The sequence below is a fragment of the Mucilaginibacter sp. P25 genome (genome assembly GCF_050859465.1).
In the GTDB taxonomy this organism is placed as follows: domain Bacteria; phylum Bacteroidota; class Bacteroidia; order Sphingobacteriales; family Sphingobacteriaceae; genus Mucilaginibacter; species Mucilaginibacter gossypii.
Map to the genome: position 1 here is coordinate 6,135,180 of NZ_CP193937.1, position 16,332 is coordinate 6,151,511.

The window sequence follows — 16,332 nt, forward strand, 5'->3', positions numbered from 1 at the left end:
ATGGCAAAAGCTGCCCGGTTGCGCATTTTTGAAACTTTCATTGCATTAATTTTTAGTTTATGAATTGCCGGCAATAAAATATTGGTACTGATTATTGCCTGTCGGTTGGAACGAAATAAGCGTAATTTGGCATTACGAGAGAGGGGTAAAACTATAAATTACCGGGGTCAAAACATACAAAAACACGCCTTTTTGATGATTTCTGTAGAATACACGAGAAAATAAGTGTCAAATTCACTTTTATTTTATTTCAGCAAGCTTTCAGAGTGATGGAATATCATCCTAATAAAGGCGGGCTATTTGGAAGAGCTTTTTTCGAACTCGTTCAGTCGATACGAAATTTGAAAATTGGCGCGGTGCTTTTTGATAAAATCAGACGGGTTGATGCCGTACTGTTTGAAGAATTGTTCGCGAAAATATTTCACATCACTAAAGCCAACCTGGAAAGCGGCTTCGTTGACATTACAATTGGTTTGGATCAATAATTCGGCAGCTTTGCGCAGGCGCACAAACCGGATAAAGTTATTGACCGATTGCCCCGTGATGTTTTTAAGACGTTTAAATAACGTTGCATAGCTGATGCCGATCTCTTTAGCCAGCACGTATACATCGAACTTATCGTCGGTAAAATAATGCTCAATTACCGAAATACAGTTATTCAGAAAGTCTTTGTTTTCCTGGGAGATGCTACGGCCGGTACTTTTCTTGGTAACTTCCTTATAAAAATAGTTTTGGAGCTCGGTTTTATTGCGCAATACACTTTTTACCCGGGCTATCAGCAATTCTTTATCAAATGGTTTGCGTAAAAAATCAATGGCTCCCTCATCTATACTTCTAAGCATAATATCAGGCGTAGTGTCCCCGGTTAATAGGATAACAGGGATATGGTTTATAGCCTGATCTTCCTTAACAATCCGGCACAGGTCAAGTCCGCTAATGCCGTCCATTACAATATCGCTTATAATTACGTCGGGAATATGCTTCTTGATAAGTTCGAGGCCAGTAGTACCGTCCTGTGCCTCGATTACGTTATAGCCCGGCGTAAAAATTTTTTGATGTATGAACGGATCTGATCATTATCATCAATCACGATAAGCGTATGCCGCGCCGAACTGAAGAGTTCCAATGCCGCCAAGTCCTCATCTTCCGGCATAACATCCTTGTTATCTTCGCCAATAAGGTCATTTACGTAAGTGTAATCTGGCACAACATCGTCAGCAATAACATCCTCCGAAAAATGTGATTTGCCCTTTGGCAACGCAAGCACGAAAGTTGTCCCCCCATCGGGATTATTAGAGTAGCGGATATTACCTTTATGACTTTCTATAAAAACCTTAACCAGGTATAAGCCTATGCCAAAACCCTTGCGGAAATAATTTTTATCCTTTGCCTGGTAAAATTTATCAAACAGCCTGTCGCCCGCTTCGGTATTTATGCCTATACCATTATCAATTACCTTAAAATATACATAAACATCGTCCTGTTCAATTACAACGTGGATAATCCCCTTATCCGGAGTAAATTTTATAGCGTTTGAAATAAGGTTAAATAAGGCTATTTCTATCTTTTCCAGGTCGCAGTATACTTCAATGGCATCTGCTCCACCTGCGAGGGTATAATTAAGGTGTTTAATTTTGGCTTGCTGAATAAAGCACGAATAAACCTCATTACATAAAGTAACAAAATTTAACCTGCTCACTTTAAGCGACGCATTTTCACTTTCGGTTTTTCTGAAAAGGAGCAAATGATCAACCAACCCCAGCAAACGGCGTGCGTTGCGGTATATCGTGCTCAACTCTTCGGTATTGCCTTTACTTTGATTAAGGAGGTCCTTTATAGGGTTAATAATAAGCGTTAACGGAGTCCTGAACTCATGCGATACATTGGTAAAGAAAGTCAGCTTCTTTTCGTTGAGCTCCTTTTCTTTCTCCACCTGCAGGTTGGCCAGCTTTACCTTAAACCTGAGCCTGGCCTGGTTTAATCTGTACCTGTAAAACGCGTAACCTATAGCAACTATTAATGACAGGTAAATTACATAGGCCCACCAGGTGCGGTACCATGGTGGCAAAACAATAATTTTAATGGTAATGGGTGGCGCTGTCCACTGCCCTTCCGTATTGGTAGCCCTGATTTTCAGTGTATAGGAGCCTTCATTGAGACGCGAAAAATAGGCCGACTTTATTTTGCCTACATAGTTCCAGCCATGGTCCCAGCCCTCAAGGTAATAGGCGTAGGAGATCTTTTCGGGAAATGAATATTCAAGCGCTGTGTAACTGATGTTCAGCGTAGCCTGGCTAAACGGGATAGTTACTTTCTTTAATTCATTTAACGGCAGTTTTAGGCCATAGGCACTATCGAGTTCAATTGATACATTGTTTATTTTAAAATCAGAAAGCATGAGCCGGGGCTGGTGCGCGTAAGGAGCAATACTATCAGGCGAGAACAAATTAAACCCTTTTATACCGCCGAACAACATTTTGCCTGATGCCAGTTTTAGGGCCGCGTTGTAATTAAACTGGTTACTTTGTAATCCATCAGATGCGTTGTAATTGGTGATCTTTTCCGTTGTTACATTAAAGTTAGAAAGGCCGTTATAAGTACTGCACCATAAATTCCCGCTGTTATCAACCAATATATTCAGTACAGTATTGCTCGGTAACCCTGCCGATTCGGTATATCTTTTATACTGATGGGTGTCGGTATTATATTGAAGCAGCCCTCCGCCTTCGGTACCAATCCATAAATTGCGTTTATTATCTTCGGTGATAGCCCTGATGGCCTGGCCGACAAAATAAACCTGGTGTTTTTTATGCTGAACATCTATTTTGATGAGACGACTATAATTTCCCGCCCACAAATTACCTCTGTGATCTTCAAAAAGCGCGTGGAGATTTACCAGGCTGTTATCAAAAAGTTCAAACTGATCTTTGGCTCGGTTGTACAAAAACAATGCCCCTCCCCAGGTACTGCCTGCCCACAAACGGTGCTGCGAATCTTCATAAAGCTTCCAAAAATTCCGTTCTTCTTTTTTATCTACCGGGTTATAACAGCTATAATGTTTAAACCGGCCGGTTGCATTATCAAACGCATCAATGCCACCATTAAAGGTTGCCACCCAAATCTTATTGGTATAGTCGTTTAAAATACTTACAACAAAATTACTGCTGATAGATCCCGGAATATTTTGGTGTACATAGGCAGTAAACGTATTTGTTTTCGTGTTCCAGTAATTTAACCCGCCGCCGTCAGTGCCAATCCATACATTATGCTGCTTATCTTCGCAAAACGACAGGATAAAATTATTGATAACACTGTTTTTATTAAAAGCATCATGCGCGAACACATGAAATGAGGCCGGTTTACGGTCAATAATGTTCACGCCACCCCGTAAGGTTGCTATCCAGATCCGGGATTCATCATCCTCATAAACAGCATCAACAGCATCGCTCCGTAAGCTGTTAGGTGTTTCGCCTGCATTGATATAGATGAGCGTATTGGTCTCCGGGTTCCAAACTTTAATCCCTCCCCCATTGGTTGCAACCCAGATATCGCCGTTTCTAGTTGTGGTGAGGCTGAAAATATTGTTGTTGGTCACTTTGTTAAGCCCGTTCTCCAGCCGCGTAGTTTTCAAGGTGACAGGATCATACATCCATAATTCATTACCTGCGCCTGCAATAATTTTACCTTTTCCATCAATGGTCATACAACCTGCATATGCCAGTTCTTGGGATACAATTTTTATCTTTTCAGCCGCTGCATCGTACCTGCCAAGCCCAACCCCGTTTACCAGAATCCAGATAGTGCCCTGCGTATCCATCTGGGCAGCAATTGTATTAAACTGTTGTTTTTTGACATCATACAGGATCTCTTTGCCAATGGTATCTGTTTTCCCAAATTTTAGGAAGCCGTATGTACCATTGGTCGCGAAAATATTGCCCGACCGGTCGGAGACTATCTCATTGATATTAAACCCAATTTTAATGGGCTCATGCTTTTCATTATAACAATAAAGCGCGTGAAAGCGTGAGTCGGCATAATCAAAATACATGAGTCCTTTTTCGGTTCCCACGTATATTCGCCCGCCGCTGGCATTAATGGATTTAATGTGATTATTGACGAGCGAGTTTTTATCGCCCCAGATGTTCCGGAAGACTTTAAATGTGTAGCCGTCATACCGGTTGAGGCCGTCATAAGTTCCCATCCACATAAAGCCATATTTATCCTGCGTAATACAGGTTACCGCATTGTTTGAAAGGCCATCTTCAATACCTAAATACCTAACCGGGAAACCAGGGCCTTTTGCTATGGCTGCTAAAGAATAGCATATAAAAAAATGAGCAAAAAGGCCTTTAATTGCTGAAACATCCGCCGTAATTAATAACTGGTTGTTGCCAAAGGTATCAAAATGTAGCAGGCTTTCATTCGCAAATTTTATCCTATTTTGATACATCGTGAATTACAATCCATCAAAAGCGTGTCAGAAAACATAAAGAAAATAGAGCAACCAGCAACGACAAATAATTAACAATTAATTATATTTGGGATATTATAAACCTGTTCTTAATAAACATTATTGTGTATGGCCGTCATCCCAAAAAATGGGAGAATGCAATAATTATGCATTTTAAATTATTGCAAGCTACACTACTTATTGAAAACATTTGATTAAACATTTACCTGCATTGACTAAGTATTTATTTGTTTTTTTATATGCCTATGGGCACTTACTTCTCGTGCTCAAAATATACTCCGGGTTGATAAAAGTGTTCAGCAACATAAGTTTACCCTTAACGAGGTAAAATACCTGCAGGATAGCACCGGCAAGCTAACTTTCCGGGATATACAGGAAATAAGCTCCTCTTTTAACGAAAACAGCTCATACTATCCCAGCAATCACTATAAAAACTCTGCTTACTGGTTTCGCGTGCGGATGTACTTTAGCGAACCTGTAAACAACAACAGCATTATTGAGCTGTTTGATCAAACAACCGATGAGGTAACGGCTTATATGCCTGATGCGGCAGGTAACTATATCAAAAGTGAATCGGGCGCTAGCCTTAATTTCAACAGCAGGCTTTTTCATCATAAAAACTTTGAGTTTCAGATCGGAGATACCAAACCTGGTTATCATACTTATTATTTCAGGATCAAATCGCACAATGCGGTAAATGTTATTATAGTTTACCGTACCATTAATTACTTTATTCATTATGCGCTTAACGAATACTTAACCTACGGCCTGTTTTATGGCATGATCCTTATTTTTTGTTTCCATAACCTACTCATGTTCCTTGCGGTTAAAAAGAAACAATACCTGTACTACGTATTTTACATTTTAAGCGTAGGCCTTTACGAAATGAGTGCCGATGGTATCGCGTTCCAATATTTATGGCCGGGAGCGCCGGCTTTAAATAATTACGGGAACGGCACTGCCCTATATTTTACCAGTATTTGTGCCCTGATATTCAGCAAGGAGTTATTGCAGGTTAAAACAAAAGCTCCGCAATTAAACAGGATAATCAATTGTGTGATATTGCTGCGCACCACCTATTTTCTGTATTGCCTTTTCTTCAACAATTCGCTGTTTGTATATAAGTTTGTTGAAGTGATTCCGCTATCGCTGGCTTTTGCTACCGGTGTGTATATCTATAAAAACGGTTACAAGCCGGCCCGCTTTTTTGTGCTGGCCTACTCCATTTTGTTTGTGGGCTTTATAGTTAAAGCTCTTACCGCTCTTGGTTATACTTACTTTTTACCAGCTCCTATAAGTTACTATAGCCTCAGCTTTTGTTTTATTATTGAGATGGTACTGTTATCATTTGCCATTGGCGACCAGGTAAGGATCCTGCGGAAAGAGAAGGATGCAGCCCATGAAGAAACCATACGGCAAATGCAATTGAACAGCCAGTTGAAGGATTCGATAAATGAGGAATTGGAGCGCCAGGTTGAAATCCGTACACACGAACTGGTTGAAAAATCAAACGAGGTGAGGCAACAAAGCCAGATCATCGAAAACCAAAACAGAGAATTGTTACGGGCCAACCAGCAGTTGGAAAAGCAGGCTGGTGAAATATTAAGAATGAATGTCTTGCTTGAAAAAGATAATGTTCAGCTCAAAACAAACATTGAAAAGGTTACCGAATCACGCGCGTTATCTACAGAGTTGGGCTATGAAGAATTCAGCGCAAAGTATCCCGACCAGGAAACCTGTTTTAAATTCCTGTCGGCTTTAAAATGGAAAGACGGCTTTATTTGTACCCGCTGCTCAAATACAACATATTGTGCCGGAAGGTTGCCGCACAGCCGCCGCTGTACCAAATGCAGTTATGAAGAATCAGCGCTGCATAATACCATATTTCAAAACAGCCGCATCCCTATCAATAAGGCTTTTTATCTAACCTATCTTATTTACAGTACTAACGGCACGATATCATCGCACCAGCTTTCCGAAAAGCTCGATATCCGCCAAAGCACCTGCTGGACTTACGCCATCCGCATAAAAAAAGTGTTGCATGAAAAGAAAAAATCACGAAAGAAGAATGATCAGCAAGGCTGGACGGTGTTGGTGATGTGAGGTAAACTTTCTGAATATCGATAGAAGGCACCTACGCGCTAAAACATACTCCATATTTGCTATAAACACGACGCCGTTGTGGCCGACGATGATTTATTCAGCAAAGCTCCTTGTTTTGCCCCTCTGGGCAAAGGATTACCACTGGAACTGGAAGCTGCAAACCTTTTGCACCTCTGGTGCACCACCTGTCAGTACATCTCAATTAATGTTTGTTTATTAGTCACCCAGAGCGGGAAAAGGTTTGTAGAAATATCCTTCCCCACTTTTACGAAACCCAGAGGGGGTTCAACCTACGCTAATCAGTCGATTGGCAATAGCCATTTGCTATTAGTTTTGTGCGTTAACCCAAGCTCGCAGAGGACCCTCATAGCGTGAAAACCTCATTTTTATCATTATAAAACAAGTATTAACCATCTCCCCGATCTCCTCCTTTGTCATTTTTTAAATTATTTTCACTTTTTTTCTTGTTCATCAAGCGTATCAGCTGCAAAAACAAACCGGGTGTAACCTGCTGTAAATACGCCACTTCAACGTTTGAGTTCCTCGTTATCAAAACGTATCAAAATTGATTTAAACATCTTAAAATCAATAACTTACACACAATCAAACTATTGCATTATTGGTTTATTCCGCGTTACATTTACCCCACCAAATACCAATTAGTAATACGCTTAACCAACAAATCGCTTATATGAAGTAAAGATTGCATAGCAGTTATTTACCTGCATCGCTATGGTGTAAACCAGGTTTGCCTATAGCCCGTTCCGGCAGCCATGGGCTGCTTAACCAATTAAACAGCAATTAATTATGAAGAAAAAAATTACGCTAATTTTTGTTTTACTTATTACAATACTAACACGCACGTTCGCACAGGACATTGCCGTGAAAGGTATTGTTAAAGACAGCCAGGGTCTGCCAATACCTGGCGCTACTGTAAAAAACAAGTCGACAGGTGCGGTAACAGTTACTGATTTAAAAGGCAGCTATTCTATCACAGCCAACAGCAACGCTATACTCGTTTTCAGCTTTGTGGGTTCGGCCACACAAGAGCAGCCAGTTAATGGACGCACAACAATTGATGTAACACTGGCCGATGCCAACAAACAGTTGGAAGAAGTTGTAGTTATAGGTTACGGCACACGTGCCGTTAAAGATGTTACCGGTGCCATCAGCAGTGTTAAGGCCGAGAAATTGGAAAATGAACACCCGGCCAGTGCTACAGACATTATCAGGGGTAACATCCCGGGGATATCGGTTGCATTGAATACCTCAGCCAAAGGCGGCGGTACAGGCGACCTGCAGATCAGGGGTAAAGCCTCTCTTTCGGGCAACGTACAGCCTGTTATCGTATTGGATGGTGTTATTTATCCCGGCCAGCTGGCTGATATCAACCCTAACGATATCGACCGCGTTGATGTACTGCGCGACCCAAGCGCACTTGCTGTATACGGTGCTCAATCTGCTGGCGGCGTTGTAGCCATTACCACTAAAAAAGGTAAAAAAGGCGGCACCCAAATCACCTTGAATGCCAACTTTGGTATCGCTCAACTATTGCAAAATCAAAAATATTACACCGGCGACGGCTTTCTTAACTGGCGTGCCGACGGTGCCCGCAGTTCTAATACTTCAAATCCTTATTACTATTACAGCAACCCTAACAAACTGCCCGATGGTGTAACGCTTGCCCAGTTCCTCAATGGTGCTACAGGCGACCCAACTACCATCTGGCTGCAACGTTTGGGCTTATTCCCTAACGAGATTGCCAACTACCAGGCTGGTAAAATGACCGACTGGTCAAAACTGATTTTCCGCAATGGCTTCCGCCAGGATTATACCGGCAGCTTTTCGGGAAGTTCAGAAACCGTTAAATATTATGTATCGGGCAACTACACCAAAAACCAGAACCTGATCCAGGGCGGCCAGTATACCGACGGACGTTTCCGCGTAAACCTGGAAGGTAAGGCTGCTAAATTTTTAACCCTTGGTGTAAATGCGCAGTTTGCAAGCCGCGATGAAGGTGCAGCCAGCACCCCGCTGAGTGGTCAGGGTATTGACGCTACCGAAGCCGACTGGACGCAGATCATTAACTCATCTCCTTATGGAGATGTGTACAATGCCGATGGCTCATTACGCCGTATCGATACCGATGACAGCGGTTTGAACCAGCGTAACCCATTTCTCGGCAACCGCTATAATCAAAACGTAGCGGTTCAAAACACGCTGTTCTCGGTACTTTTTGCCCGTTTGGATCTTCCTTTCGGTATTAAGTATACGGTGAATTATGCGCCAACCATCGAATCGTACCGGAACTTCTTTTTCCGCCCGGTAGCTAACCCTAATGAACTTTCTGGAGGTACAGCTATACGCTCGCAAGAAAACCGCTACAGGTACAACCTTGATAATATTTTAAGCTGGAACAAAACATTTGGCATCCATAGCTTTGATGCAACCTTCCTGCTTAACAAAGAAAAATACCAAACCTGGTATACCAATGCTTCAAACACACAGTTAACCCCAACCGATATTTTGGGTTACCACAACATAGGCGCCGGTAATTTACCTGTTGAAAGCAGCGATGACCGAATTTATAATGCCGATGCCATCATGGGCAGGATCAACTACACCTTGTTGGGCAAGTACATTGTTACCGCCACTGTACGCCGCGACGGTTTCTCCGCATTTGGCTTGCAGCATCCACGCGAGGTATACCCTTCTGGAGCAATTGCCTGGGTATTCAGTGATGAAAGCTTCATGAAAGGTGATGCTTTTAAATGGCTGGATTATGGCAAACTACGTTTCAGCTATGGCGCTAACGGTAACCGTACTTCTACTACTACCGCCGATCCTTCTATCTCATTGGCTGTATTGGGTGGCGTTAAATATCCCACGGCAAACAACTCGGGTACGGTTACTAACAACAGCGGTATCTATGTAAGTACCTTACAAAACGCTGCCTTAAAATGGGAACGCACCGTGGGCCCCAACATCGGGCTTGATTTCACCGTATTGCACAACAGGCTTAGCGGCTCTATTGATGTTTATGATCGTAAAACTACCGACCTGCTGGTTAAACGCAGTATCCTTGACGTTCAGGGTTACAATTCATTAAACATTTTACCAGGTGGTACTAATAACTCAAACCCGTATACCAACATCGGCCAGGTTAACAATAAAGGGTTTGAAATTTCATTGGACGGCAAGGTCATCAAAAGCGAAAACTTTAACTGGAATGCCAGCGGAACATTTTTCTTAAACCGCAACAAAATTGTTCACCTGTATGGTGCATTCCCGGTTACCGATGCCAACGGCGTTACCACCAATGTTGAAAAAGATGATATCGGCAACGGCTGGTTCATTGGTCACGATATCAACGCTGTTTGGGATTACAGGATCCTGGGTGTTTGGAAAACCGCAGATGCTACTGAAGCAGCTAAATACGGCGCTAAACCCGGTGATTTTAAACTGCAGGATGTAAACGGCGATTTTAAATTCACCAACGACGATAAGCAATTTCTGGGCTCTACCAATCCACGCTTCAGCTGGTCGTTACGCAATGATTTTAATTTCCTTAAACATTTCGATGTATCATTCCTGCTGGTATCAAGCATTGGTCAGTTAAGGCAATACAACCAGGCTTTAAACAACCCGGGCAGCGTAGGCTTTGCGCGTATGAACTCATACGTATTGCCTTACTGGACACCTGATAACGAGATTGATGATTACGCCCGTTTAAACTCAGGTTCATCAGGCACAACCATTAATGTTTGGCGTAAAGCTTCGTTTGTAAGGCTGCAAACCGCTTCTATCGGCTACACTTTCAGTCCGCAGCTCATCAAACGCCTGGGCATATCAAGCGCCAAATTATTTGTGAACGCAAGCAATGCAGCTGTGTTTTCAAGCTGGCCGCTTTGGGATCCGCAAAACGGCGGTCCTACTCCAAGATATTTATCAGCCGGGTTTAACGTAGTTTTTTAAAGGAGGGATTTAATACATGAACAAGATAAACAAAAACATCATGGCTGCGGCTTTAACAGCGGTAACCATATTTATAACCGGGGGTTGTACCAAGCGGGCCGATCTGTATCCGCAGGCACCTTCAAAATTTACACCCGACGTAACTTATACCTCACCTGCTGCATTTAAAGCAGCTTTGGCTACATTAAATGTAAGCGTCAGATTTGAATACTTTGGCGACTCGGCCCCGTTGCTTACCGAATCGATATTTACTGATGCCGCAGTTGAAGGTACTACCGATAAAACCACGCCGGCACAGGATCTGAACGCGCGGATCACCCCTACCGCAAACTTAAACAGCGACGACTATAACAAGATAGGCCGCTACTGGAGCGCCTGGTACCAGGGGATACATGACTGTAACGTTATTTTATCGAGGCTGGATAACATTAAATGGCCGTCAGACGCCGATAAAAACCTGGTAAAAGCGACAGCCTTATTTCATCGTGCTTACCGCTACTATCGTTTAGTGCATGAGTTTGGCGATGTGCCATTGCTGCTAAAAGAAGAAACTGCGGTAAACACCGGCTACTTCAGTACCCAGCGTATCGTTATCCTAAAGCAAATGAAAACAGACCTGGAGTTCGCCGTAGCTAACCTTACCGATGCGAACGCTAAAGGCGACATCTCCAAAGGCGGTGCTGCCCACCTTTTAGCTAAAGTTGATCTGGCACTTGGTTTATTTGATGATGCCATTGCAGCCGCCAACGTTGCTATTAACGGCCCATATCACCTTATGACCAGCCGTTTTGGTATTGTTGCCGGCGATGCTTCTAAAAACATCATCTGGGACCTTCACAGGCCTGAAAACAAAGCGCTGGGAACCAATGCCGAAGCTTTATACGTAGTGCTTGACCGCGAAACACTTGACGGAGCAACACCAAACGGATCGCAGGTGATGAGGAACTGCGTGCCGATGTGGCATAACGGTACTATTCTTACTCCGGGTGCATTAAAGCCGGGTATCTCGGATAAAGTAACCGAAGAGTTCCCGCTTACTTTATGGTATGGCCGTGGTATTGGCCGTTTACGTGGTACACCTTATGCTACCAAGTACATTTGGACAGATAATACAGACTTAAGGCATGCACCCGGCAACTGGATGAACATGACTGACCTGGTTTACAACAGTCCTGCAATTAAAACTTCCGACCCTACCTGGTACGGTAAACATTTGGAACAGTATACTGATGCTAACGTAAATCAACGCTTCCTAAATGGAGCAAAAGATACCATCCGCGCCTGGTTTGGCTGGCCGCATTACAAAGTGTTCATAGGCTCGGGCCCTATTGCGCTTGATAAATGGTGGAGCCCTCCGCGTGGTACCAACACCGACTGGTATGTTTTTCGCTTAGCCGAAACCTACCTGTTGCGTGCCGAAGCCTACGTATGGAAAGGCCAAACCGCACTTGCTATGGATGATATCAACAAAGTAAGGGCACGTGCAAATGCACAGTTGTTAACAGATCCGGGCAAAGTTAATATCGGCACTATACTTGACGAGACGCCAAAGAGAACTGTATTGGGAGGAGCCACGTAAAACCGAGCTTACCCGTATCGCTTTCATTTTTGCGCAAACAGGAATTGCCGCTTATAACGGAAAAAGCTATAACATAGCTAATTTTTCAACAAGCAACTTCTTTTACGACAGGATAATGGAGAAGAACGATTTTTACAAAAACCCTAATGTTGTAACCAACTCGGGTAACCACTATACTATTTCACCATATCACGTGCTGTGGCCTGTCCCGCAAAGCGAGATCGACCTGAACGTAAATGGTCACATCAATCAAAGTAAAGGATACGCTGGTGCTGAAACCAATATCCCGCCGCTTGATAAGATCGTTCCTTAATTTAGTTCATTTTGTAACATTTGAGCCGGGCATTAGTCAATTGATTAGTGTCCGGTTTTTTATTTTATGCAGATTTAAAAACATAAAATAATTAGCAGTGGGCGCATTCACCTATTTGTTTTTTTCACATATTTAATCATTATTTAAACCTGATATCAAAAAAATATGGGCCTGTTCAATATCCTTCGTAACGAATTTATAGATGTAATAGAGTGGGTTGATACCACCCAAAATACGCTTGTATGGAAATTTCCGCGCCATGATAATGCTATAAAGATGGGTGCAAAACTTATTGTTCGCGAATCGCAGGCCGCTCTTTTCATGAACGAGGGACTCATCGCCGATGTATTTACTCCCGGTACTTATGAGCTCCAAACTCAGAATATGCCCCTTTTAACCACCTTAATGAGCTGGAAATATGGCTTTGAAAGCCCGTTTAAGGTTGATATATTCTTCGTAAGCCTGCGTCAGTTCACCAATCAAAAATGGGGTACCAAAAACCCGGTAATGATCCGCGATGCTGAATTTGGGCCGGTGCGGCTGAGGGCATTTGGTTCGTTTAACTTTAAGGTTCTGGACCCCAAAGTATTTATTAAGGAAATCGCCGCCACTAATCCCGATTTCATCATTGACGATATCAATGAGCAGTTGCGGAACACGGTTGTTTCGCGGGGGATGGATGCCGTAGCCGAATCAAAGATAAACGTGCTTGACCTGACAGCCAACTACAACGAAATGGGCAAATTCATAACAGAATCTATCCAACCCGATTTCGCTGAGCTTGGTTTAAACCTAACCAAACTATTAGTCGAAAATATCTCCCTGCCACCCGAAGTTGAGCAGGTGCTGGATAAACGCAGCGAAATGGGCATATTGGGTAATCTCGGCGCTTATGCACAATTCCAGGCTGCCAATGCTATTGAAAAATCTGCCGAAAATACCATAGGCGGTAATTTAGGTGCTGCCGGTATGGGCCTTGGTGTTGGCGCTGCGATGATGGGCCAGGTTGGCAATATCTTTCAGCAAAATCAGGTTACTCCCAACAATACCGGTGGCAATGTACCGCCTCCTCCACCCCAGCCCGCTGTTCAGTACTATATTGCGAAAGACGGCAAATCTGACGGTCCGCATTCATTAAACGACATCAATGCGATGATAGCCAGCGGGCAGCTAAGCAGGGAAAGTATGGTTTGGAAAAAAGGCATGGCTGCCTGGGCTGTAGCATCATCTGTTGAGGAAATAGCCGAATTATTTAGTAACGTCCCTCCACCAATAGCCTAACCTATAATCATTCCTAATTCTATATTTCTGAAATGAACAACGAGGTTAACCCATCGGCTATAAACAACTCTTTAAACTGTTCGGGCTGTGGGGCGTTATTGCACTTTAATCCCGGCACCCATAATTTGCTGTGTGATTACTGTGGCGTGAGCAACGCCATTGAAAGTGCCCCCGACAGCCGCGATATTCTACCTTATGATTATGACGAATTTGTCGCCGGTATTGACAACAATAAACAAAGTGCCGATCTTAAGGTAGTGAATTGTAAAAGCTGCGGCTCTCAAACCATCCTCGATCAGTTTGTAACCTCGGATAAATGCCCGTTTTGTACAGCTCCCCTGGTTTTGGACCTTGAAAGCGGACAGCAATATGTGCCGCCTCATTATATTTTGCCATTTGCCGTTACCCAACAACAGGGTGTTGATTTTTTCAAAAAATGGCTTAAAAGCTTGTGGTGGGCGCCAAACGATCTGGCAAAAAAGTTAGTGATGCGTCATCGGCGCTAAAAGGTGTTTACCTCCCTCACTGGACTTATGATACCTACACCATCACCGATTATAGCGGTGAGCGCGGCGATTACTACTACACCACCGAAACGTATACTGAAACCGTAGACGGGAAATCGCAGACCAGAACCAGGCAGGTACGCCATACTGATTGGTCATATGCATCAGGAAGGGTGGAATGTGATTTTCGCGATTTGATGGTCCCCGCCAGCAACTCATTGCCCGAAAAAACGCTTACCAAACTCGGCCCATGGAACTTTAATATGCTGGTTAAGTTTGATGAACGTTATATGAGCGGTTTCCGTTCCGAAACTTACCAGTTAGGCCCGGAACAAGGTTTTACTAAAGCGGCCGAACAAACTGTTGGAGCGATAAATTCGGCAATACGGGACGACATAGGCGGAGACGAGCAAAGAATCGACAGCACCGACACCCAATATTTTGATAAAGCTATAAAATACCTGATGTTACCGGTTTGGGTAAGTGCCTATAACTACAATAACAAGATTTATCAATTTACAGTTAATGCCAGCACCGGTGAAGTTATCGGCCAGCGCCCGGTAAGCGTCATTAAGATTATCCTGGCCGTGCTACTTGTAATAACCTTGATAATAATTGGGGTGATCCTATATCAAAACGCTCATCCCGCGTAGAAAAGCTACCCTAAAACACAAAGTCCCCAATCATTTTACGTAGAGATGCATAATTGCGTCTCCCATAGGGCAAGCTTCCTTTACACAGCGCTTGCCTATCGTAATCTGCATGTGGGAGACGCATGCGATGCGTCTCTACATTTTTAACAAGCTTTTTCGAACATCCCAAATAAAAATAAAAATAAATTTGCGTAACTCACAAGTTACATATACATTTGAGTAACTTAAAGGTTACCTATCATGGCAAAAATTATTCAGCACCAATTATTTTATCCGCACCCACCCGCAGTGGTTTGGGAATTTTTAACCGATCAGGAACTGATATCGCAATGGCTCATGCCCGGCGATCTGAAACCTGTACTGGGCCACGAATTTCAGCTCAGGGCCAAACCTATGCCCGAAATGGATTTCGACGGGATTTTTTATTGCAAGATCCTGGAGGTTATCCCCTTCAAAAAACTTTCTTATTCATGGAAATTCGGCCCGGGCAATGGTGAACTAAGCAACTCGACAGTAAACTGGATGTTAACCGAAAAAGATAATGGCACCGAACTTTTGCTGGTACACCGTGATTTTGCAGACTCTGTAAACCCGTTGATGTTTAGCTCGATGGAAAAAGGCTGGTTGGTGCTTATCAATAAAATGCTGCAGATCATAAACGCGGAAAAAGATGGAACAGCACAGGCTTGATGTATTCCAGGTAATTGCTGACCCAAGCAGGAGGCAGATCCTGCACCTGCTTTCAAAAGACAGCCGTACAATCAACTCACTGGCTGAGAACTTTGATATGAGCAGGCCGGCCGTTTCAAAGCATATCAAAGTGCTTTACAATGCCGGTTTTATCTCTATACAAGACATCGGCAGAGAAAGGCATTGTGTGTTGAAGCAAGACGGCTTTAAAGAGCTACAGGCCTGGTTAGCCTACTATGATAAATTCTGGGGCGATAAACTGGACAAACTGGGAGTTTTAATGAACGATAAAATGAACAAAAAATGAAAGATCAGGATTTAACTATAACCATTTCAGTAGATAAAACCCCTAAAGAGGCTTATGATGCCATCAATAATGTTCGCGGATGGTGGTCGGAAGAAGTTAAAGGCGGCACAGAAAAACTCAATGACGAGTTTACCTACAAAGCCAGGGACCTTCACCGCTGTACCTTGAAATTAACAGAAGTTGTTCCCAACCAAAAAGTGGTTTGGCTTGTACTGGACAACTATTTTAGTTTCACCAAAGATCAAACCGAATGGAAAGGCACCAAAGTGATCTTTGAAATTTCCGAACAGGACGACAAAACACAAGTCCGCTTCACCCACCAGGGCCTGGTTCCACCTCATGAATGTTATGAGGTTTGCTCAAACGCCTGGACCGGTTATATTACGGGAAGTTTGCACAATCTTATTACTACAGGTAAAGGGGAACCTAACCCTAAAGAAAGTTAGTTAATGAA

At 43.2% G+C, this 16,332-nt stretch carries 12 protein-coding genes; 10 read left to right on the forward strand and 2 right to left on the reverse strand.

Features of this window, described 5'->3' with window-relative positions; genetic code table 11:
* Positions 1-296 precede the first annotated feature (296 nt).
* Together ACRQ5D_RS30910 and ACRQ5D_RS30915 are read right to left on the reverse strand one after the other, a co-directional pair.
* Positions 297-1,061 carry a response regulator gene (locus ACRQ5D_RS30910; protein ID WP_431200903.1) on the reverse strand — a complete coding sequence of 255 codons (765 nt, stop codon included), beginning with the start codon at positions 1,059-1,061 and terminating at the stop codon, positions 297-299.
* Positions 1,025-4,450, reverse strand: a complete 3,426-nt coding sequence (locus ACRQ5D_RS30915; RefSeq protein WP_431198710.1) for a ligand-binding sensor domain-containing protein — start codon at positions 4,448-4,450, stop codon at positions 1,025-1,027. Before ACRQ5D_RS30915 ends, ACRQ5D_RS30910 begins: the two co-directional genes overlap by 37 nt.
* 258 nt (positions 4,451-4,708) lie before the next feature.
* Here ACRQ5D_RS30915 and ACRQ5D_RS30920 point away from each other — a divergent pair, with 258 nt between their 5' ends.
* The 10 genes from ACRQ5D_RS30920 (at position 4,709) to ACRQ5D_RS30965 (ending at position 16,324) form a co-directional block, all read left to right on the forward strand.
* A complete protein-coding gene (locus ACRQ5D_RS30920; protein ID WP_431200904.1) occupies positions 4,709-6,574 on the forward strand; it encodes a 7TM diverse intracellular signaling domain-containing protein in 1,866 nt (621 codons plus the stop codon).
* Between the two features lie 807 nt (positions 6,575-7,381).
* Entirely contained in the window at positions 7,382-10,549 is a 3,168-nt protein-coding gene (locus ACRQ5D_RS30925; protein WP_091163366.1) for a SusC/RagA family TonB-linked outer membrane protein, read from the forward strand.
* A 16-nt stretch (positions 10,550-10,565) separates the two neighbouring features.
* Entirely contained in the window at positions 10,566-12,128 is a 1,563-nt protein-coding gene (locus ACRQ5D_RS30930) for a RagB/SusD family nutrient uptake outer membrane protein (RefSeq protein WP_432327667.1), read from the forward strand.
* Positions 12,085-12,441 carry a RagB/SusD family nutrient uptake outer membrane protein gene (locus ACRQ5D_RS30935; RefSeq protein ID WP_432327669.1) on the forward strand — a complete coding sequence of 119 codons (357 nt, stop codon included), beginning with the start codon at positions 12,085-12,087 and terminating at the stop codon, positions 12,439-12,441. The genes ACRQ5D_RS30930 and ACRQ5D_RS30935 overlap by 44 nt, the downstream gene beginning before the upstream one ends.
* A 165-nt stretch (positions 12,442-12,606) precedes the next feature.
* Positions 12,607-13,722, forward strand: a complete 1,116-nt coding sequence (locus ACRQ5D_RS30940; RefSeq protein WP_091163364.1) for an SPFH domain-containing protein — start codon at positions 12,607-12,609, stop codon at positions 13,720-13,722.
* Between the two features lie 32 nt (positions 13,723-13,754).
* Positions 13,755-14,228, forward strand: coding sequence for a zinc finger domain-containing protein (locus ACRQ5D_RS30945; protein ID WP_432327671.1), 474 nt, complete (start codon positions 13,755-13,757; stop codon positions 14,226-14,228).
* On the forward strand, positions 14,174-14,881 hold the full coding sequence (locus tag ACRQ5D_RS30950; RefSeq protein ID WP_432327673.1) for a hypothetical protein: 708 nt from the start codon (positions 14,174-14,176) through the stop codon (positions 14,879-14,881). Before ACRQ5D_RS30945 ends, ACRQ5D_RS30950 begins: the two co-directional genes overlap by 55 nt.
* Before the next feature lie 240 nt (positions 14,882-15,121).
* Positions 15,122-15,571, forward strand: coding sequence for an SRPBCC family protein (locus ACRQ5D_RS30955; protein ID WP_091163362.1), 450 nt, complete (start codon positions 15,122-15,124; stop codon positions 15,569-15,571).
* The gene (locus tag ACRQ5D_RS30960) at positions 15,552-15,878 is read left to right on the forward strand and encodes an ArsR/SmtB family transcription factor (protein WP_091163361.1); all 327 of its coding nucleotides are present in this window, start codon (positions 15,552-15,554) and stop codon (positions 15,876-15,878) included. The genes ACRQ5D_RS30955 and ACRQ5D_RS30960 overlap by 20 nt, the downstream gene beginning before the upstream one ends.
* Entirely contained in the window at positions 15,875-16,324 is a 450-nt protein-coding gene (locus ACRQ5D_RS30965; RefSeq protein ID WP_091163360.1) for an SRPBCC family protein, read from the forward strand. The genes ACRQ5D_RS30960 and ACRQ5D_RS30965 overlap by 4 nt, the downstream gene beginning before the upstream one ends.
* The last annotated feature ends 8 nt before the right edge of the window (positions 16,325-16,332 follow it).

Bases quoted from the DNA above. Each gene is read 5' to 3' on its own strand.
- ACRQ5D_RS30915 (WP_431198710.1), bottom strand. From the start codon at position 4,450: ATGTATCAAAATAGGATAAAATTTGCGAATGAAAGCCTGCTACATTTT.
- ACRQ5D_RS30925 (WP_091163366.1), top strand. From the start codon at position 7,382: ATGAAGAAAAAAATTACGCTAATTTTTGTTTTACTTATTACAATACTA.
- ACRQ5D_RS30930 (WP_432327667.1), top strand. From the start codon at position 10,566: ATGAACAAGATAAACAAAAACATCATGGCTGCGGCTTTAACAGCGGTA.
- ACRQ5D_RS30940 (WP_091163364.1), top strand. From the start codon at position 12,607: ATGGGCCTGTTCAATATCCTTCGTAACGAATTTATAGATGTAATAGAG.
- ACRQ5D_RS30945 (WP_432327671.1), top strand. From the start codon at position 13,755: ATGAACAACGAGGTTAACCCATCGGCTATAAACAACTCTTTAAACTGT.
- ACRQ5D_RS30955 (WP_091163362.1), top strand. From the start codon at position 15,122: ATGGCAAAAATTATTCAGCACCAATTATTTTATCCGCACCCACCCGCA.
- ACRQ5D_RS30960 (WP_091163361.1), top strand. From the start codon at position 15,552: ATGGAACAGCACAGGCTTGATGTATTCCAGGTAATTGCTGACCCAAGC.
- ACRQ5D_RS30965 (WP_091163360.1), top strand. From the start codon at position 15,875: ATGAAAGATCAGGATTTAACTATAACCATTTCAGTAGATAAAACCCCT.